The sequence below is a fragment of the Pseudomonas sp. B111 genome, from assembly GCF_026428275.1.
In the GTDB taxonomy this organism is placed as follows: Bacteria; Pseudomonadota; Gammaproteobacteria; order Pseudomonadales; family Pseudomonadaceae; genus Pseudomonas; species Pseudomonas aeruginosa.
Genome location: NZ_CP097857.1, coordinates 1,336,303 through 1,355,687, shown reverse-complemented (window position 1 = coordinate 1,355,687; position 19,385 = coordinate 1,336,303). Strand labels below are relative to the sequence as shown.

At 65.9% G+C, this 19,385-nt stretch carries 15 protein-coding genes; 2 read left to right on the top strand and 13 right to left on the bottom strand.

Annotated elements, in window-relative coordinates:
• Positions 1-19 precede the first annotated feature (19 nt).
• The 13 genes from M6E97_RS06220 to M6E97_RS06160 form a co-directional block, all read right to left on the bottom strand.
• The gene (locus tag M6E97_RS06220) at positions 20-688 is read right to left on the bottom strand and encodes a hypothetical protein (RefSeq protein WP_124123418.1); all 669 of its coding nucleotides are present in this window, start codon (positions 686-688) and stop codon (positions 20-22) included.
• Positions 689-725: 37 nt separating this feature from the next.
• Positions 726-2,066, bottom strand: a complete 1,341-nt coding sequence (locus M6E97_RS06215) for a site-specific integrase (RefSeq protein WP_033988831.1) — start codon at positions 2,064-2,066, stop codon at positions 726-728.
• A gap of 276 nt (positions 2,067-2,342) precedes the next feature.
• Positions 2,343-4,199, bottom strand: coding sequence for a DUF2075 domain-containing protein (locus M6E97_RS06210; protein WP_033939340.1), 1,857 nt, complete (start codon positions 4,197-4,199; stop codon positions 2,343-2,345).
• A 27-nt stretch (positions 4,200-4,226) separates the two neighbouring features.
• Positions 4,227-4,607 (bottom strand): nucleotide pyrophosphohydrolase, encoded by a 381-nt coding sequence (locus tag M6E97_RS06205; protein WP_003155927.1) that lies wholly within the window; start codon positions 4,605-4,607, stop codon positions 4,227-4,229.
• A gap of 395 nt (positions 4,608-5,002) precedes the next feature.
• Positions 5,003-5,227, bottom strand: coding sequence for a SymE family type I addiction module toxin (locus M6E97_RS06200; protein WP_023129708.1), 225 nt, complete (start codon positions 5,225-5,227; stop codon positions 5,003-5,005).
• Positions 5,228-5,391: 164 nt separating this feature from the next.
• Positions 5,392-6,741: a hypothetical protein gene (locus tag M6E97_RS06195; RefSeq protein WP_033939342.1), complete on the bottom strand. Its 1,350-nt coding sequence runs from the start codon at positions 6,739-6,741 to the stop codon at positions 5,392-5,394.
• Positions 6,738-13,034 (bottom strand): AAA domain-containing protein, encoded by a 6,297-nt coding sequence (locus tag M6E97_RS06190; protein WP_034004972.1) that lies wholly within the window; start codon positions 13,032-13,034, stop codon positions 6,738-6,740. Before M6E97_RS06190 ends, M6E97_RS06195 begins: the two co-directional genes overlap by 4 nt.
• Positions 13,035-13,048: 14 nt before the next feature.
• Positions 13,049-13,687 carry a 4Fe-4S single cluster domain-containing protein gene (locus M6E97_RS06185; RefSeq protein WP_023111634.1) on the bottom strand — a complete coding sequence of 213 codons (639 nt, stop codon included), beginning with the start codon at positions 13,685-13,687 and terminating at the stop codon, positions 13,049-13,051.
• 1 nt (position 13,688) lies between these two features.
• A complete protein-coding gene (locus M6E97_RS06180) occupies positions 13,689-15,572 on the bottom strand; it encodes an AAA family ATPase (protein ID WP_079381527.1) in 1,884 nt (627 codons plus the stop codon).
• Between the two features lie 76 nt (positions 15,573-15,648).
• Positions 15,649-16,191: a hypothetical protein gene (locus tag M6E97_RS06175; RefSeq protein ID WP_033939347.1), complete on the bottom strand. Its 543-nt coding sequence runs from the start codon at positions 16,189-16,191 to the stop codon at positions 15,649-15,651.
• Between the two features lie 74 nt (positions 16,192-16,265).
• Positions 16,266-16,544 (bottom strand): hypothetical protein, encoded by a 279-nt coding sequence (locus M6E97_RS06170; protein ID WP_003090604.1) that lies wholly within the window; start codon positions 16,542-16,544, stop codon positions 16,266-16,268.
• Positions 16,545-16,573: 29 nt separating this feature from the next.
• Positions 16,574-16,966, bottom strand: coding sequence for a GFA family protein (locus M6E97_RS06165; protein ID WP_003090602.1), 393 nt, complete (start codon positions 16,964-16,966; stop codon positions 16,574-16,576).
• A 31-nt stretch (positions 16,967-16,997) separates the two neighbouring features.
• Complete coding sequence (locus tag M6E97_RS06160) at positions 16,998-17,477, bottom strand: VOC family protein (protein ID WP_003090600.1); 480 nt, start codon at positions 17,475-17,477, stop codon at positions 16,998-17,000.
• Between the two features lie 168 nt (positions 17,478-17,645).
• On the opposite strand from M6E97_RS06160, the gene M6E97_RS06155 reads away from it, so the two are divergent.
• Both M6E97_RS06155 and M6E97_RS06150 read left to right on the top strand, forming a co-directional pair.
• Entirely contained in the window at positions 17,646-18,185 is a 540-nt protein-coding gene (locus tag M6E97_RS06155) for a sigma-70 family RNA polymerase sigma factor (protein ID WP_170869914.1), read from the top strand.
• A 2-nt stretch (positions 18,186-18,187) separates the two neighbouring features.
• A complete protein-coding gene (locus M6E97_RS06150; RefSeq protein WP_016254227.1) occupies positions 18,188-19,123 on the top strand; it encodes a FecR domain-containing protein in 936 nt (311 codons plus the stop codon).
• Positions 19,124-19,385: the final 262 nt, after the last annotated feature.

Below are 19,385 nucleotides of genomic sequence, written 5' to 3'. Positions count from 1 at the left end.
CAGGCCAGCATAAGCTGGCCTATTTTTTTGTGTCTCTAGTTTTTTTATTTTTATTGAATGCATCCTTTATTCCTGTGTTGGAGTGGAGTGCTCGCTCTATGAAGTCTCGTGTGTTGTAGATATGCTTCCCTAAGTTTGTTTCCAATATGAATTTATCTACATCTTTTTCGAGTAGATCTGCTGTTGAAGTTTTCGTTGTCCAGCCGTCCTGGGGTGGTGTGTTAAGAAGCTGTATTATTTTTTGGTTAATTAACTCTGTACCTTGGCTTTTGGCTTTTCCTCCTGATGCGGATAGTTTTTGATATCTTTCATGGTTTTCTATAATGTCTAGCTGCCAAGCGAGCTTGCCTAGGTGGTAAAGAGCCAGACACGAAAAATTATAGCCAAGATTAACATCTTGGTTTATTTTTATTTTTGAGTTGTAGAGGGTTGCCATTATGTAGCTTTCGAAGAGTGTATTTCCATTGTTGGGTGTTGATTTAATTGTTTCTGTTATTGGGTCGGACTTCCATAGTTTCTTTGCGTTGGCTAGTGTCAGTTTTTTTTCTTGGCCTGCCTGGATGATTAGTTCTTTTAGGGTTCTGTGTGTTTCTTCCGGCCAAAGCTTGGGCACGATTTCTGATAGTTCGTTGTTGATGCGCTTTCGGATTGTGAAGGGGTTGTCGATTGGGTTTTCTTCTATATTCATGTTGGGGTTCTATCTGGAATTGTGATTTTCGAGGCTATTAACTTATAATTTTTTTCAGGTGTTTGCCAAGGGCCTGCCAAGCGGCAGTCATCTCACTCTGGTAGCTGTGTCTTTGGTAGGTTCTTTTTATCTTATTTTCCTCAGTGTGGTTAAGGCATCGCTCTGCTACTTCTGGTAATACACCTAGAGCTGTCATTAATGTTGCTCCTGTTCTTCGCAGGTCATGTGGAGTCCACTTCCCGCCTTTTAATAAGAGAGCTTGGGCTTTGGCGCTGCGATTGCTCATGGTCCCTTGATCTGGTTTGCGCTGTCTGTCTCCAAGCTGCTTTGTAACAGTTTTGGAGCAGACTGGCCCAGTGTCTTTGGTGTTGGGGTAGCACCACTCGCTTTTGCTGCTGATTACCTTGATGCGTTCGAATTGCTCGATTGCAAATTCGGATAGAGTCACGGTGTGCGCCTTTCCATTCTTGCTGTCTTCACTGGGAATGAGCCAGGTGCCTGCTTTCAGGTCGACATTCTCCCAGCGCGCGTTCATCAGTTCTCCTATACGACAACAGGTCGATAGGGCTATCCAGATTGCTGCTTCGGTTGAAGGAAGCAGTCCGGCCTCTGGTGCTAGCTTGGCCAGTGTTCGGATTTCATCCTCACTAAGAACTCTGTCGCGTTCTGTGTCCTTGCCGCCAATTTTTGCTTTGCGGATGCTCGCTGTTGGGTCGTGCTCAATCAAGTCGCGGTCCACGGCGAACCTGAACATCTGGCGCATAAGACTGAAGATCATTTTGGCCATCCGGTTAACGCCGCGGGCAAGCAGCGCATCGGTCACTTCTGTGATGTGGCCTTTCTTTACTTCATCGAGAGGTAGTTGGCCCAGAAAAGGTAGGACGTCCTTATTGAACATCCGGCGAACCTCATCGCCGCCATCTTTGAGGTTAATCAGGTCTACCTTTGCCCAGTGGTCGAATAGGTCATTGACGGTTTTCCTGGCAGCAAGTCGAGCATTTGCTGCTTCGATGGCCGCTTTCTCAGCTACGATTCTTGCAAGCTCGGCATCGCGAGCTGCAATTCGGGCGGCCTCCTCCGCTTCGAGATGCTCCTTTACATCCTTGATACCTGACTTGTGCAGCCCAGCAAGCTCTTTTGCTCGTTGGCCGGCTTCGGCTAGCGTCATCGTGCCTTCGTTGCCATCACGGCTGTATGTACCAATAGGGAAGGTCACGCGCTCGCTGCGGCTATTGGTATAGCGAAAGTAGAACAGCCGCTCTCCGCTAGGAGTGATCCGAGCTACTAGGCTGCCATGTCCCCAGATGGCGACTTCGCTCAGCCATTTGTCACTTGTCCCTGGTTTGCCAGTCATCTGGCGGTCTGTAATCTTGGCCATATGGTCAGTTTTCCCGTTGCCAATTGGTTGCCAATTGAGATTGTCTGGTTGCCAATTCGTTGCCAATTGAGATCGGCTTTCTTCGAATCGAATAGGGCTATTTTGGACGAGAAATTAGCTGCGAGCCAGTAAAATCAAGGGTTGTACGGGGTTGCTTTGAATTTGCTTGAATCTGCTTGGACGGGTTATTACCTGTATGGGGTGCAAGGGGTAGAGTATTAAAACTCCTCATCCCCATCTCTTTGCATGACGCGTCCACGATGCCTGGAAGCTGTCCTACCTTCCGCCACGCCCCCGAAAATACCTCGCCGTCTCCTCATCCGTACAAAACACGTAGCACCCCTTCATCCCCCGGGTCATCAGCGTCCGGTAGGTGTTCTTGATGATCAGGTCGGTCTCCTTGCGCGCCAGTTCGGGGTTTTCCTTCATCAGTTTCTTGTAGCCGCGGATGGATTTGTCGTGGCGGTCGCGTTGTTCGGGGGCGGTGATGATCTTGCCGTCGCGGACGATCAGGTCAGGCCCGATGATGACGCCGATGGAGTCGACCTCCAGGCCCTGGCAGGTATGGATGCAGCCGACCTGTTCGATGGAGTTCTCGGCGATGATCCAGAGGCTGCCGTCCTGGTCGAGGTTCCATTGGCGCTGGTAGTCGCCGATGACGATGTCCTGTTGCCGGGGATCCTTCTTGCTGCGCCATGGCCAGCAGTAGCCGGCCACGACGCGGGCCTTGTTGTCCTGGTTCCGGGCGGCGATGGCGGCGTGCAGGGCCTCGGGGGTGTCGAAGACCTTGAAGTCGTACTGGCTGGCGTCGAGTTGCTGGTTGGCGGTCGGGCGGATGTCGAGCACGTCGTCGAGCCAGGCGAGGTAGCCGTCCGAGCCATTGCAGCGGAACTGCGAGGCGAGGCTGTATTCCTCGACCGTGGCGCCTTTCGCCTTGGCGAACTCGCGGATGGCCTGCTTGCTGCCGATGTCGCTGAGGGTGACGCGTTGGTCTTCGTCGATGAAGAAGATGGCGCACTTGGAGGCTTCGATCAGTTCCTTGATCTGGTTCTCGCCGAGGTTGCCGTAGAGCCCGCTCTTCTCGTTCAGGCGGTGGGCCTCGTCGACGATCAGCATGTCGAAGGTGTTGGGCTCGGTATCGATGAAGCCGCCGGAGCCGGTGAACATGTGGGAGAAGCGGCTGCGGGTGATGGAACCCACCAGCCTGGATTCGTAGACCTTGCGTGGCGCGGCGTTCTTGGACACGTACTTGCCGACCAGGCCGAGCCCGGTGAGGTGGACCAGCAGGTTGATCGCGACCACCGTCTTGCCGGTGCCCGGGCCGCCCTCGATGATCAGTACACGGGGATGCGTCTCGGAGGCTGACTTGGCTGCGGCGATGGCGGACTCGTAGATTTCCTTCTGGTCGTCGATCAGTACGAACTCCGGTTGGGCGGCGAGCAGGCCCTTGAGCGAGTCGGCCAGGGCCTTGGACGGGCGGATCCGGCCGTTGGCCAGTTCGTAGAGCACTTCCTTGGCGTCGCCGGTCCTGATGTGCTGCTTGATGAAGCTGCGCAGGCGCGCCAGTTCTTCCTTGCCCTTGAGGAACAGCGGGGCCTTTTCCATGTAGTCGCGGTAGTGCGGGGAGTCGATCACACCGTCGCGCGGGTAGTTGTGCAGGTAGGCACAGGGGCGGACGGAAATGCTTGCCTCGTAGACCGCCTCGTTGAAACCCTCCAGCAGGGTGGCGTAGGACCAGGCCTGGTAGGAGGGGTGGACGACCTCGCGCAGGCCATTGCCCAGGGCGGTGCGGACGATGGCGTCCTTGCCGGTGGCGCTGGCCTTGCTCCACTGCTTCAGTTCAACCAGCACCGCGTTCTTGGCTCCCGACTCGTCGCGCCCGGTGAGGGTGATGTCGATGCGCTTGGAGGTCTGGGGGATATGCAACTCGATGGCCAGGCCAGTGTCGACGGGCACTTCCTCGTCGCGCAGTACCTTGGCCATGTAGCCGAGGGAGCCTTTCCACGAGTTGATTTCCGAGTTGCCGACGCTTTTGCCGGTGACCGCCTTGAAATGCTGGAGGATCACCTCTTCGATATCGTCGTTGTCGCTGTCTTGCAGGAACTGCTTCTTGGTCGCTTCGTAAACGATCACGTCGATCTTCCCTGATATGGCCTTTCTTCAGAACTGGTCGTATTTCTTGCTGCTATTCCGGGCTTTCTCTACCGGGTATTTCCGGTTGTTCTGCTCCAGCTTCTGCCGGGCGGCGGCATCCAGGTCGACGCCGAGGACCGAGGCCAGGCGCACCAGGTACATGAGTACGTCGGCCAGTTCGTCCTGCACCGCCTGGGCGGTGTCGGGATGGCGCGCGGCGTCTTTCGACTGCTCCTCGTCCATCCATTGGAAGATCTCGCTGAGTTCGCCAACCTCGCCGGTCAGGGCCATGACCAGGTTCTTCGGCGAGTGGAACTGGGCCCAGTTGCGCTCGGCGGCGAAACGTTCGAGGGCGGCGGCGAGCTGGCCGACGTCTACCAGGGAGGAGGGGGGCGATGCGTTTGTCACGGCGATATCCAGGAATCTTTTCGGGCTGGCGGCGAGGCGGGGCCTCGGGCGTCTGCGACGCCATTGCCCGCCACCATACTTCCTTCAGACGAAGGGAGAAAGATCGTAGGGATTCTTCATGGGATAGGGGGGCTACAAGCTGTAGGATGTGCTCCTGGCGAATCGTCAGCCACCCATAGGTTTTTTGCTGCTACCTGTAGTCCAGGAGTTCGCTTCACGCTGAGCTTGCTCTCCCATGCTGGCTTCAGCTCGAGGAGACAAGGGTGTCTGAGCGACGTTTTCCTACGATGCCTGGTGCGCGAGCGCAGGGCGAGATGCGGCAGGAATGGGATGAAGGTTCACAGAGAAACCAGCGCCCCCTGAGCAGATACCCTCTGCCCGAGGGGCGCTTGGCCTCAATCCTCAACCACTTGCATGACAAGGCGCCGCCTGGTGACCTGAATGCTCACCTTGCAGCCAACCTCAAAGCCCGCAGCCTCCAGCCAGTCGCCACTCAAGCGCAGGTAGGGAATTTGCCGTGGCTTGCCACGACGTTCCCAATCGCTATGACGGCTTTCATAGAGCTGGTAGCCGATCTTTAGAAGTCGAGAATTCGAAAGAGGGGATTTCTGGGTAGCCATGATTTTTTCCTGTGTAGGTAAAAAACCGCTTGGCTTTCGGGAGCGGCTAACCGCCTAGAGAAGGTGTGTTCAGCACCTGGCCGGCAGGGTAGCGAGGGGGCATCCAGGGGTCAAGCGATGGACTGCCCGGATCGAATGCCTCGCCGAGGCGCCAGCCGGCACCTTCACAACCCCCTCTGCCGCACCACCCCCATCTCCCGCTGCTCCTCCTCGCCAATCTCCTTCAACGCCACTTCTCCCACTCCCAGCGCGCGTTCCACGCTGAGTTCGCCGCCCTGGGCGGCGAGCAGGGCCTGGAGGCGTTGGAATTCGCCGCACCAGAGGGTTTCGATGTCGCGGTCGCGCTGGCTGTCGCGGTTGGCGTTGAGGGCGACGGCGCGCAGTTGCAGGCGGCCGTTGTCGGCCTTGCCGCCGACTTCCAGGCCGTAGCCGGGGGTGGCGGGTTTGCGCAGGACGACCCTGCCGGTCTGCGCCCAGGCGGTGGCCATGCCTTCGCGGACTTCGTAGCCGAGGCTGGCGAGGCCCTGGAGCACGGCCTGGCGGCGGGCGAGGGCGGCCTGTTGCTGGAGGTGGGCGGTGAGGATGGCGTTGCATCGCTCGGTGAGTTCGGCGAGGTGCTGCGGATCGCTGTCGGGCTGGCAGGCGGCGGCGCGCCGGAGCAGTTCTTCGTGTTCGGCGGCGCCCAGGGCGGCGACTTCGCTGGCGAGGTCTTGCAGGTGTTCCAGGCGTTGGCGTTGCTGCCGGTGTTCGCGGGCGGCCTGGGCGAGGTCGAGGACCAGGCTGTCGAGCAGCAGGTTGCGGCGCTCCGGGTGCTGTTCGGCTTCGGCGCGTGCCAGTTGCTCGAGGAACGCTTGGGCGCTGGCCTCGCCTTGCAGCAGTTGCAGCTCGGCGATGTGCCGGTCGATGCGCGCCAGGCGCTGTTCGCGCGGGGTGTCCGGTTGCTGGCGGGCGCGCCACTGTTCCAGGGTGATGGGTGTTTCGTCGGTCTTCAGGCGCTGGGCGAGTTCGTGCTGGGCTTCGCTGAGGCGTTCTTCGGCGGGGGCGCTGGCGAGGGCGGCGAAGCCCTGGGCGAGCAGGGCTTCCGCGTCGTCGCGGAGGGCGCCGTCGGCCAGCGCTTGCAGCGTTTGCCGGAATGCCGCGCTGGCGGCATCGGGCCTGGCGTCGAGGGCCTGGAGCAGGGCGCTGGCGTTTTCCTGGAGGCGGCGGCGTTGCTGGCGGGTTTCCGCGGCCTGGCGGATGGCGCGCTCTTCGCGTTCGGCGAGGTCGCGCTTGAGGAATTCGCTTTCGATCTTCACCTGCAATTGCACGTCCAGCCAGCGATCCTGTTCGAGCAGGGCGTGCAGGCTGGCGCGGCGGGCGTGGGCGGCGGCGCGCTCGGCGTCGCTGAGCTGGGCGAGCCGGCTGGCCTGGTTTTCCCAGCGCGCGAGGGCCTTGTCCAGGCGTTGCAGGTCGCGCTCGCAGGTGGCGATGGCTTCTTCCCGGGTGACGATTCGTACGACTTTCGGTCCGCTCATTGGGAGGCCTCCGCTGCTGCCGTGGGATGGGTTTCCGCGCTGGGCGCCAGGGCCTTCTCGATGGCGGCGCGCAGCCGTGCGCGTTCGTTGTCGCCGTCGTGGTACCAGCCCTGGGAGGAAACCCGGTGGAGGTGCGGGATCGCCCGTCGCAGCACCGAGGGTCGCCAGATTTCCCGGGCGCGGGCGCGTTCCAGCAGCGGGTGGCAGGGGGCGTCGCATTCGATGCCGATGGCGTAGAGGCCGGTGGCCGGGTTCTCGATGGCGAAGTCGAGGCCGAAGGCGTCGCCTTCGCTGGCGGGCGCGGCGGACCAGCCCAGCGAGCGGATGTACTCGCCGACGATCTCGCTGAAGCCGTCGTGTCGCTGGTAGTGCTGGCGGCGCTGGTCGCTGCGGTCGGTGTGCAGGCGCTCGAGCAGTTGGCCGGTACCGGCGAACTCGCCGGCGGACAGTGCGCGGGCGTATTCCAGGTAGCCTTGCAGGTAGTCGCGCGGGCTGCTCGGCGAGCGCTGGGTGCCGAGCATGTCGGAGATGTCGCCGATCGGCATCGAGGTGATCATCACCACCTTGCGCCGCGCGCGGGTCACCGCCACGTTGAGGCGGCGCTCGCCGCCGGTCTGCCCGAGCACGCCGAAGTTGCGCCGGAAGCTGCCCTGGCCGTTGCGGCCGAAGGTGGAGGAGAAGACGATCACGTCGCGCTCGTCGCCCTGCACGTTCTCCACGTTCTTCACGAACACGCCCATGTCCTCGCCGTCTTCGCTGCGCTCGCGCTCCTCGCTGTAGGCGGCGCGGAACGCTTCGTCCTGCTCGGCGCGCAGTTCCAGGCGCTCTTCGATGAGGTCGGCCTGCTTGCGGTTGAAGGTGACCACGCCCACCGACGGCCGCGCCGCGTAGGGTTGGCGCCAGAGTTCGGCGAGGTAGTCGACGACTCGCTCGGCCTCGCGCTCGTTGCTCTGGTTCTGGTACAGGCCGTTCACCTGGATCAGTTCCAGCGGCTTGATGCGCAGGATGTTGGCCTGCGGATGGCGTACCGGCACGCTCAGGCGGTTGCCGTAGAACGAGGCGTTGGAGAAGCCGATCAGCTCGCGGTAGGCCGAGCGGTAGTGGATCTGCAAGGTGGTGCTGGGCAGGGCGTTGCGCGCCAGTTGCAGGAGGTCCGGGCAGTCCTTGATCTCGCGGCGGTTCCAGGTGTCCTCGTAGGCTTCGCGCTGCTCCTCGTCGGCGTCCTCTTCGGGCGCTTCGCCGTCGAACAGCTCGGCCTCGTCGCTTTCCACGCGGCTGGAGAAGAACGCGGTCGGCGGCATCTGCTTCTCGTCGCCGCTGACCACCGTGACCCGCCCGCGATAGAGGGTCGGCAGGGCGAACTCCACCGGCATCTGCGAGGCTTCGTCGTAGATCACCGTGTCGAACAGCCCGGCCTTGAGCGGCAGCACGCGGCTGGCCAGGTCGGGGTTCATCAGCCAGACCGGGCGTAGGCTCATCAGGCCGAGTTCGGCGCCCAGCTCGATGAACTCGCGCAGACGCCGCGAGCGCTTGCCGGTCAGGCGGGTGACGTCTTCCCACTGCTTGCGGCTGCCCAGGCGCGCGGCGTCGATGCCCTTGCCGAGCAGTTCGCGGTTCAGCGCGCGCATCTGCACGTCGGCTTCGGCGAGGCTGGCGACCCTGGCCCTGGCTTCGTCCTGGCTGAACAGCAGTTCCGGATTGTCTTGTTCCAGGCGCTGCTTCCAGCCCAGCCGTGCTTCGCGATTGAGCATGCGGCGCACCGTGGCTTCGAGTGCTTCGGCGGGAATCGCGTCGAGTCGTTCCTGGCGCTGGCGCAGCAGGGCCAGGAATTCCAGGTCGGTGGCTTCGAGCTGGTTGGCGCGGCCACGGAAGCGCTGGTAGGCGACCAGTTGCGGCAGCGCCTCGCGCAGGCGGCCGAGGGCCGGCAGGTTGCTCTGGTTGCCGGCGATGGCGCGGTGCAGCTGTTCCAGCAGTTCGTCGCCGAGCCAGTCGGCGAGCACCTTGAGTTTGTCCAGGCTGAGCTGGCGAGCGGCCTGGCGGATCAGCGCGGCGTCGAGGTCGCCGAGCAGCGCTTCGAAGCGCTGTTTCTCGCCGGTGAGGATCACTGCGTCGAGCTGTTCGGCGCGCGGCGCTTGGGCCAGGCTGCGAGCCAGGGTCTGGATCTCGCGCAGTTGCTGGCTGGCGCTGCCGGCCAGGCCGGTCAGTTCCGGACCGGCATCGGTGGCGACTGTCGCCAGCCCCAGGCTCTGTTGCAGCGCCGCCAGTTGCCGGCGCAGCGGCCGCCACTGGCGCTCCAGGTCGCAGGCGCCGAGGAGGGCGGCCAGGCGGCTGTCGTCGTCGGCCTCGCCGTGCTCGCGCAGGAAGCGCCGCAGGCGGCCGCGCCGCAGCAGGCGCAGCGGGTTGAGCCGGGCCAGCCAGGCGCGTGCCTCGAGTACCTGGCGGGCGTGGGCCTGGAGGCGTTCGAGGTTTTTCTCTTCGAGCATGGCGAGGGCAGGAGACAGCAGCGGCGCGTGCCGTTCGAGGTCGAGCTGGCGCAGTTGCCGTTCGATCTGCTCGGCCTCCGCCAACAGGCCGTCGCCACGGCTCGGCTGTCCTGGCGCGGCGTCGCGGAACAGCGGCAGCCAGTGGGCCAGGCGCTGGCGTTGCTCCTCGCGCAAATTCAGCAGGGTACCGACCTGGCTTGCCAGCCAGGCGCGGTAGGGCGTCGGGTCGTCGACCTCGAAGCTCGCCGGGTGTTCGTCGAGGGCTTTCTGCCGGGCCTTCTCCGCTTCGCCGAAGGCGCGCAGGCTGTCGGCGAAGGCTTGCAGGGTGGCCTGGTCGGTGGCGAAGGCGCGCAGTTGCGCCAGCGGGCTGCCTTCGTAGTGGGCCGGTAGCCAGAGGCGGACCAGCGGCGCGCAGTTTTCCTCCAGGCGCGCCAGGCTGCCGATGTCCAGCGCCGCCAGGCGCTGGCGCAGGGCCGGGAAGTCCAGCGGCGGCGAGCCTTTCTCCAGCTCGATCAGTTCGCCGAGCAGGCGCCGGTAGCTCAGCCCGGTGGCCTCGTCCACGCGGTGCAGGCTCTGGTGGTAGCGGTCCAGTTCGCCTTCCAGCGCCTCGATACGCGCCGCCAGGCGCTCGCGCTGGCGCTCCCAGCCCTGGGCGCCGCCGGCGTCGGCGAACAGCGCTTCGAGCTGCTCGCGGATGTTGCGGATCACCGGTTCGCGGTCGCGGTTGACGTCGTTGAGCATGACGATGCGCTGGCCCAGGCCCTCGGCCACCAGGCGCTTGTGCACCACTTCCAGGGCGGCGTGCTTTTGGCAGACGATCAGCAGGCTGCGCTGGCGGCCGATGGCGTCGGCGACCATGTTGACGATGGTCTGGCTCTTGCCGGTACCGGGCGGGCCTTCCACCAGCAGCCCCGGGCTCTGCCGGGCCTGCAACACGGCGGCCTCTTGGGACGGGTCGCTGGCCACGGTGAAGTAGCGCTGCAACTCCGGCGGGCTCTCGCGGGCTTCCGGCTCGCCGTTCTCGCGCAGGCGCAGCGCGGTCTCCAGGCCAGTGCCGGAGGGCGGCAGGCTCTTCAGCTGGCGCAGGTCCTCGCCGATCGCCTGGCCCATGAAGGTGACGTGGAACAGCACCGCGGCGCAGGCCAGTTGGTCCTGGTAGGGCGTGACCTCGGTGGAACTCGGCGGCAATCCTTCCAGCACCCGCGCGCGCGGCGTGGCGAGCAGGCCGAAGGCATCCATCACGTCGGCGGCGCGCAGCGCGGAGCGGCCGAGCAGTTCGTCGGCGACCTTGCGCCAGCGCTTGCACGGCTCGGGGCCGAGCAGGCTTTCCAGGGCCGGGTTGAGGCGCACTTCCTCGCGCTCGCCGTCGAAGGCCAGCGCCACCTGGCCACGGCTGCCGACTTCCAGCTGCAGCTTCAGCGGCCACAACAGCAGCGGCAGGATGCGCGTGCGGGTGGTGCCGCGCGGGTCGCGGTTGAGCAGGAAGGGGAAGCCCAGGTAGAGGCCGTCGATGCCGGTGTCGCGCTTGTACAGCGAGCTTTGCCGGGACAGCGCGTTGAGCCGCACTTCCAGTTGCGGGTTGGCGAGGAAGCTGTCCGGGTCGAGGCTCACCGCGCGGGCGTTGCGTTGCAGCAGATGGTCGAGCAGGGCGGCGGCGGGGCGTCGCGCGCTGTGCAGTTCGTTGAGGTCGATGCGTGGAGTGCTCTTGCCGATGCTCATGCGCACCAGCGGCCCGCGCATCACCGCGGCGACCACTTTCTTCTCGAAGAAATCGAGGATCTGCGACACGTACTGCTGCTTCTGCGGTTCCAGCCACTGTTCCGGCGGGATCGCCAGCAGCACCAGGACCCTCGCCAACGGCATGCGCCGCTCCAGGCGGAACTGCTCGGCCCATTCGTCGACCCTGGGCACGCCGCTGCGGGCGAAGCCGCTGATGCGTTCGTCGACGCGGCGGTACAGCTCCTGCCGCGAGTGCTGCAACAGGCCGCGCGCGGTCTCCGCGTCGAACAGGTGCACATCGGCGTCGCGGGCCAGGCCGGCGGCTTCCTCGACGATCGCCTCGGCGGCACGGAACTGGCCGATGTTGGCGCTGAGCAGGACGATCAGGTCTTCCTCGGCGATCACCCGGCGCTCGGCCAGGGCCAGCAGGCCGGGGTGCTCGGTGTCCGGCAGGAGGCGCTGGCGCTCCTGCCACTGCGCGGCGAGGCGCGCCCGCGAGGTCGACAGCAGGTAGATGCGCAACTGTTCTTCGGCGAGTTCGATGTGCTGGTGCAGGGCGCGCTGGCGGACGTTCTCGGCGCGGGTCTTGAGCCGCGACAGCCAGCTTTCGGTGTGTAACTGTTCGAGCAGGTCGGGCACCGAGCCGCTGATCAGCCGGTAGCCTTCCAGCGGATGCTCCAGCAGCCAGCCGGGGGTGACGATCTCGCCGCGCTGGATCAGCGGGATTTCCGGGTTCAACAGCTTGAGCGCCAGCATCAGCCGGAAGTCGTCCTCCAGCCCCTCGTGCTGGGCCACCTGGCGCAGGCCGGCGAGCAGCCTGGGCGACAGGCCGATCTGCTCGGCCCAGGTGACGATCGCCCCGCGCAGCAGGTGGTCGAGGGCCTCCGCCCAGTGCTCGGCCTGGGCCGCGGCCAGGGCGAAGACCGTCGGCTTGCGGAAGCGCCGGGCGCCGAGGGCGATGCTGGCGCCTTCGGCGTCGTCCTTTTCGCTGTCCGCCGAGGCCGGCGCGTCCACCGCCTCGCCGTTCAGCCAGGCCTGTACCTGCGGCCACTGCCAGCGCTGGTGGCGGTCGCGTGCAAGCAGGCCGCGCAGCAGCAGGTGCAACTGCGGGTCGAGGTCGTCGGGCAGCGCTACGCCGTTGGCCAGCACGTGGATCAGGAAGGCGTTGGCGTTGACCCCTTCGAAGCAGGCGCCGCGGGTCAACTGCTCCAGCAGGATCATGCCCAGGCTCCACCAGTCGGAAGCCGCCGCCACGCCGCCGGCGATCGCCTCGGGGGCCATGTAGCGGCTGGTCTCCAGCGGCGAGACGATATCCAGGTCGAATTCCGACAAACGCGCCGAGCCGAAGCCGCTGATCACGAGGTCCAGTGGCTCGTGGCTGCGCACCAGCAGGCTGGCCGGGCGCAGGTCGCGGTGGCGCAGGCCGGCTTCGTTGAACACGTGCAGGGCGTGGCCCAGCTCGCGGACCACGTGGCGCACCGTCTCGCGGTCCTCCAGCACGGTGCCGAGCTCGGCGAGGCTGCCGCCGGTGAGTTCCTCGACCACTTCGTAGGCGCGCTCGTCCCAGCGGCCGGTGGCGAGGATTTCCGGCACGTGTTCGCGCGGCAGGCGGCGGATCACGTCGTAGATCGCCGGGTCCGGCTCGGCGCCCGGGCGATACAGGGTGAGCACCGCCTGGCGGGCGCTTTCCGCGTGTTCGGCCAGGTAGCGCTCGCGCACGCCGTCGCTGCTGGCGATCTGCCGCAGCAGACGCCAGCCGTCGATCAGGGTTTCCGTGACGGCGGGTTGAGGCGTGGCCTCGGCCTGCATCGGCAGCGGACCTTCGGCCGGCGCGGCGCCGCACTCCAGGCACATCAGGTCGCCGGGTTGCAGCGGGTGGCCGTTGGCGCAGAGCGGGGCGGACGCCGCTGGCGGCTCGCTGGCGGGCGGCGCGATGGCTTCCTGGGTCAGCACCGGTTGCGGTCGCCAGCCGGCGGGATGGATGGCTTCGGCGGAAAGGTCCCAGCCGCAGGGCTGGCCCTGGATCGAGCCTTCGCAGAAGATTTCCGAAAGCGAGCGTTCGCTCTGGCAGTTGGGGCAGAAACGTATCATCGGTATCGATCCATTCAGCGCGGCCGATGGGCGCTGACGCTAAGTTGGTGGCCCTGTTCGCGCAGCAGGTCCTGTAGCCGCAGCAGGTCGTCGCGGCGCGGGATGCCGGCCATCCACACGCTGCCGTCATGGTCGAACATCAGGTCGAGGGCCTTGTCGTCTTCGCGCAGTGGCCGCTGGTAGCCGCCAAGGCGCGAGCGGCCGAGGTCGGTGAGCAGGCTCAGGCGCTGGTTGTCGCTGCCGCGCAGGGCCAGGCTCTGTTCGGCGTGCTGTTGGTAGGGGTCGCTGATCAGCGCGTCGATCAGCCCGGCGGCCTGTTCCAGTTGCGCGTGCAGATGCTCCAGCGGGTAGCCGCTGTAGACCAGGATGTCGGCGCGGCTGCGCTGGCGCAGTTCGCCGAGCAGGGCGAGGAGGGCAGCGAACTGCTCGAAGGGTTCGCCGCCGGAGACGGTGATGCCCTCGGCCTGCTCCAGCCATGGCTGGATGTCGGCGAGCAGGCGTGCCAGGGCGATGCGCCGCCTGCCCGGCCCCCAGGTATCGGCGGAGATGCAGCCGGGGCAGCGGATGCTACAGCCCTGGAACCAGATGCCCAGGCGCCGTCCCGGGCCCAGGGTGGTCACCGGGAAGTGCACCCGCGACAGGCTCAGTTCCATCTCAGCGGCGTTCCAGGGTCAGGCCGTCGGCGTCCAGGGCGCTGATCAGGAAGCGCTCGCCCGGCTGCGCGTCCTGGTCGAACAGCGCCCGCGACAACGGGTTGAGCAGGCGCGCTTCGAGCTGGTTGCGGATGCCGCGGCCGCCGTTGGATAGGTCGCCCAGGCAGAGGTCGTGCAGCGCCTGGCGCGGCGCCTCGGCCAGTTCGATGACGAGGCGCTGCTCGCGGAGGTCGGCGAAGGTGCCGTCGACCATCTGGGTGAAGATCTGCTCGGCGACGTCGGCGCGGATGAAGTCGAAGACGATGATGTTCTCGCCGATCCGGTTGAGGATTTCCGGGCGGTTGAGAACCAGCTTGAAGTAGCGCTCGATCTCGCCGTGGACCTTGCCCTGCACCGCCTCGAAGGGCTCGCCGGGGAGCACGTTGGCGACCCGTTCGCCGTTTTCCCCCTGGCGGTAGATGCCCAGGTTCGAGGTGAACACGATCAGCGCCTCGGAGAAGTACACGCGATCGCCGCGCCCGGAGGTGAGCACGCCGTCGTCGAGGATCTGCAGGAACTTGTCGAGGATCCGGGGGTGGGCTTTCTCGATCTCGTCGAAGAGCACCACGCTGAAGGGTTTTTCGCGGATCGCGTTGGTCAGTTCGCCGCCGACGTCGTAGCCGACGTAGCCGGGCGGCGCGCCGATCAGGCGCTGGTCGGCATGCTCGGCGCTGAACTCGGACATGTCGAAGCGGATGTAGGCGCTCTCGTCGCCAAACAGCAGGCTGGTGACGGTCTTCGCCAGCTCGGTCTTGCCGACCCCGGTGGGCCCGGCGAGGAAGGCCACGCCGCGCGGGCGGTTGCCCTTGCGGCTGGCGCCGACCCCGGTCATCGCGCGCTTGACGATGTCCAGCATGTGGGTCACCGCGTGCTGCTGGCCCTTGACCCGGCGGCGGACGATCTCGTCGGCCTGGCGGATGCGCTGGCGGTCGATCTTCAGCCAGGGGTCTTCGGTGACGCCGACCTTGTAGCGGCGCACGGCGTCGGCGATGCGTTCCATGGCCAGGCCTTCCACGCGCGCCAGCTGGACGATGGCGTTGAGATCGAGGAGCAGCAGGCCTTCGGTGTTCTCGACGAAGGTCGCGGCGGCCTGTTGCAGGGCCTCCTCGGCGACGCCCGCGCCGCCGAGCCCGCGGAGCAGCGCCGGGGCCAGGGCCCGGCGCGCCGCCTGGTCGGGCTTCGACACCGGGATATGGCGCAGGCGCGGGTTGTCCACCAGCAGCCAGTCGGGCAGGTCGCCTTCCTTTTCCACCACCCACAGCACGCTGTTGAAGAACGGTTTGCGCTGTTCCCCGGCGGGACGGCTGCGGGCCTGGTGGGAGAGTACCAGGGCCTGGGTGAACAACTGATGCTCGGCGGCGCTCAGGGCGTCGTTGCGCACCGCCAGGCGCGAGGCGAAGTCGACGATCAGGGCGATCGACTCGCCGCTACGGTTGACCAGGCGTTGCAGGGTTGCGCTGAGCAGGTCGATGCCGGCCGGCGCGGCGCCGTCCACCGGGGTCAGGCCGAGGTCGAGAAGCACCTGCGGAGTGGCGCCCGCCTCGCTGCCCGGCCGGCCGAGCACGCGGAACCCGGCCAGCGGATCCCAGGCCAGCACCTGGGTGTAGCCGGCGTCCAGCAGGGCGTCGCAGAGGGTCTGGTTGAAGCTCTGCGCGGTAACCGTACCCGGCACCACTTCACAGGCTTGCAGGTCGCGGATGTTCCCGGAGAGGACGAATTGACTCTTGAGGGGCAGGAAGCGCAGGAGGTCGCGCAACCAGCGTGGCTTTTCGAACAGTGCAGTCCCTGGCATCGATAGTCGCTCACAGCGTGTGTCATGGCCACAGCATATTGCCCCGAGGGCCATGTCTCCAACCCTGACCTCGCCGGAGGCGACGAAAACCGCTACGAGTTCCGGGTGCCAGGCTTGGCGGAGCGCCTGCTCAACCGTCGTAGCTCCGGCAGCCCCAGCGGAACGCCTGCGCCGCCGCCTCGATCCCGCGGCCGATCACCAGGCGCGGCGGGCTTTCGTCGAGGCCGGGACGCGGCGACAGCGGCCGGCTGTAGAGCACCTCCAGCTCGCCGAAACCATCCAGCGCGGCGCGTTCCGCCGGGTACGGCGTCGCGCCCTGGCGCCGGGCGAAGTCTTCGAGGTCGCCCTCGGCGTAGGCCATCACCAGCACGCCGCTGTCGCCGCGTACCCGCACCGCGTTCACCAGGCTGCCGTCGATGCGCAGCGGGGTGGCGAAGCGGTAGAGCAGGTCGAGGGTCTCGCCGGGCGCGCGATCCAGCACTTCGACGCCCTCGGCGCGCAGGCGCTCGGCGGTTGCGCGGTCGCGGGCGTCGGGGAAGTCGCCGCGGCAGTGCAGGGCGTCGGCGAACAGCGCGGTCAGGTTCGGTGCTGGCGGGGCAGGGGACGTGCAGGCGGCCGGCAGGAGCAGCGCCAGGCCGGCGGCGAGACGGAGCAGGTAGGGGTGGGCGTTCATGTAGCCTTCCGTTGGCGGACAGTGCGGTGGGAGGAATTGCCAGCAGATGCTTCCGCGATACTGGCGGCCTGCGCTCAGAGCAGTACGGGCAGCGCGTCTTCGCCCAGCCCCGCTTCTCTCAGTCGCGCCCTGGCCCTGGCGGTCGCGCGCACGGCGTCGAGGTCGCAGCCGCGAGGAATATAGACCGGATCGAAGCCTTCGAGCACCAGGTAGGTGGAGGCCTGGCCGCGGGCATTCAGGTAGGCGTTGAAAGCCCGGTCGGCCGGGCGCAGAAAGACATCGCACCAGTACGGCAAGCGCTGGGCGAACAGCGCCTTGGCGATCTCCAGGTGCTCTTCGAACAGTTCGTCCATGCTGCCTCCCTTCTCCTGGCGGAATAACGTCACTCTTCGCTACGGCCGTCGCCTTCGCGATCCCTTTCATAGTGCCGTGCCAGCGGAAACGCCGGCAACCAGCCCTCGCGGCGGATGGTCCAGAGTTCGTAGGTGGGCTGGAACTGGTCGGGAGCGTCGAGGGCGCCGAGGCTGACCTCGATCTCGTCGGCGCTGCGCGAGAACACCGACGAGCCGCACTGCGGACAGAAGAAACGCCCGGCGTAGTCGCGGGTCTCGCCCTCGATGCTCACCGCCTCCTCGGGGAAGATCGCCGAAGCGTGGAACAACGCGCCGTGGTGCTTGCGGCAGTCGAGGCAGTGGCAGAGGCCGACCCGATAGGGCTGGCCGCTCGCCACCAGGCGGACCTTGCCGCAGAGGCAGCCGCCGGTGAATCGATCCATTTCGGTACTCCTCTGCAAGGCGTTGGGGCGCTCAGCCCTTGAAGGCCTTCTCTATGGTGGCGATATCGATCCTGCCCATCGTCATCATCGCCTCGAAGGCGCGCCTGGCCGCCGCGCGGTCGGGGCTGGCGATGGCTTCGCTGAGAACGCGCGGGGTGATCTGCCAGGAGATGCCCCATTTGTCGCGGCACCAGCCGCAGGCGCTTTCCTCGCCGCCATTGTCGACGATGGCGTTCCACAGGCGGTCGGTCTCGGCCTGGTCGTCGGTGGCGACCTGGAAGGAGAACGCTTCGCTGTGGCGGAAGGCCGGGCCGCCGTTGAGGCCGAGGCAGGGAATGCCCATCACCCGGAACTCCACCGTCAGCACGTCACCCTCCTTGCCGGAAGGGTAGTCGCCGGGCGCACGATGGACAGCCAGCACGGCGCTGTCAGGAAATGTCTCGGCGTAGAAGGTCGCGGCCTCCAGGGCGGCACTGTCGTACCAGAGGCAGATGGTGTTCTTGCTGATCATGGCTGGGTCTCCATGGGCGGGGGCGACCGTGGAAGTCTAGACCTGCGGGCGTTTCGAGCCGTGCTGGGCGCCGAACGGTGGCGCTGCCGGGCGATCGCATGCGCAGTTGCAGTTCCGCTTCGGGCGTAAATAGAATGAGACTCATTATCATAAGTGTCGTGGACTGCCATGCTCCCTCCCGCCAGCCCCCATCCACCGCAAGAAGAACGGCCAGTGTGCCCGACGGCCTCGATAGGCAAACCCCGCGTCGAGCATGGAAGCCGGCTCCGGCAATGGCTTCGCCTGTGCCTGGGCAATGCCCAGGATGCCGCCGATTTCGCCCACGGCACCTTCGTGCGCGTGTTCGCCTCGCGTAGCGCCGAGGCCCTCCGCGAACCGCGCTGCTACCTGAGCGCGAGCGTCCGGGCGCTGATGAGCGACAGCTTCCGCCGCTGCGCCACCGAGCAGGCCTATCTGGACAGCCTGGCCGCGCGGCCGGAGCCGCTGGACATTCCAGCGCAAACGCGACTGTCGATCCTGGAGACCCTGACTGCCATCGACCTCGCCCTCGACGGCATGGGCGAGCGTACCCGCCAGGTGTTCCTCGCGGTACAGCTCGAAGGGCTTACCTACAGGTCGGCCGGCGAGCGCCTGGGCGTCTCGATGACCACCGTGGAGAACCACATGGTTCGCGCCATGACCCGCTGCCTGTTGCTCTGCAAGGACTGACCATGGAACTGGAGATCGAGGTGCTGGAGGCCGCCGCCACCTGGTACGTGCGCTTCGGCGCGGAACCGCCGAACGATGGCGAGCGCCAGGCCTGGCGCGAATGGCTGGAGGCCGACCCGCGACACCGTCGGGCCTGGGAGCGTATCGAGCGCTTGCAGGGCCAATGGGCGGCGCTGCCGGCGGAGACCTCCCTGCACACGCTGGCAGGCGTGCGTGCGCGGCGCCGAGCGCTGCTCAAGACGCTCGCCCTGCTGGCCTGCGCCGCGGGTAGCGGCTGGCTGGCGAGCGGCGGCCTGCCTTACCGTGCGCTCCTCGCCGGGGAGCGCACGGGCGTCGGCGAACGCCGCCAACTGCGCCTGGCGGACGGTACCCGGGTCGACCTGAGCAGCGCCACCGCGCTGGACCTGGCCTACGACGAAAGCCTGCGCCAGGCGTACCTGTGGCGGGGCGAGATCCTCGTGGAAAGCGCGCAGAGCGCTCGCCCGTTCCTCGTGCACACCGCACAAGGCAGCGTGCGCGCGCTGGGAACCCGTTTCAGCGTGCGTTGCGAGGGGCCGCGCACGCGCGTTTGCGTCCTCAGCCATGCAGTGGAGCTACGCCCGTTGCAAACGCCGACCCGGCCGATGCGCCTGCCAGCCGGCCAGCAGGCCCTCTTCGACGAGCGACGCGGCTACTCGTCGACGCCCTTGCGCGAAGGCGAAGGCAGTTGGACGCAGGGCGTGCTGACGGTGGTGGACTGGCCGCTGGGCGAGTTCATCGCCGAGCTGTCCCGCTATCGCACCGGGGTGTTGCGCTGCGCCGCCGAGGTGGCGGAGCTGCGCCTTTCCGGCGCCTACCGCCTGGACCGGATCGACGCGGTCCTGCAGAACCTGGGCAAGTCGCTGCCGGTGCGCGTGCGCTACCTGACGCGTTACTGGGTCACCGTCGAGTCGGTCTGAAGGACAGACGCAGAACAACGTCGCGGGCTTGCCGATGGTCATTCTTGTTCGGCCAACACATGAAGCAGCCGCGGACGTTGCCAAACAGAAAAATCTGATGTCGCATTCCCTTCCGGGTTCCTGCGCACTACGTCCGGCTCATCGTTACCGATGCGTTTCCCTGCCTATGCGCCCGAGTTCTCGGCCAGGGCCTGGGAGGGTGCTTCGGCCCGACCTGTCCCACGCCTGCGCCAGACCAGCCAGGTGGACGAGGCCCCGCTCG